The sequence below is a fragment of the Aeromonas sp. MR7 genome, from assembly GCF_963899385.1.
Classification (GTDB): domain Bacteria; phylum Pseudomonadota; class Gammaproteobacteria; order Enterobacterales; family Aeromonadaceae; genus Aeromonas; species Aeromonas bestiarum.
Map to the genome: position 1 here is coordinate 1 of NZ_CAWQXH010000033.1, position 340 is coordinate 340.

At 62.9% G+C, this 340-nt stretch carries 1 protein-coding gene; it reads left to right on the forward strand.

Going from position 1 to position 340, the window contains the following annotated elements:
- A partial coding sequence (locus tag AACW87_RS15920; protein ID WP_241326819.1) for a DUF5801 repeats-in-toxin domain-containing protein occupies positions 1-340 on the forward strand: 340 nt, incomplete at both ends.

Genomic DNA, 340 nt, shown 5'->3' on the forward strand with positions numbered 1-340 from the left:
GAGGGCGAGGTGTTCCGCATCAGCGTGGCGAGCAATGGTACCGTGACGCTGACCCAGTCGGCGGAGCTGGATCATCAGCCGGAGGACGTGGACAACAGCAACGACAACAGCCTCATCAGCCTGGCCAATGGCAAGGTGCTGCTGAGTGCAACCGTGACGGTGGTGGATGGCGACAACGACACCGCGACCGGCACGGTGAGTGCGGACTTGGGCGGCAACATCAGCTTTGAGGACGATGTGCCGAGCGTGACCATCAATGCCGTGGTAGACGGTGGCATTAGCCTGACCACCCAGGATGCACAGACCATCGGTGGGGGCAGTGACACGGCGACCGGCAGCT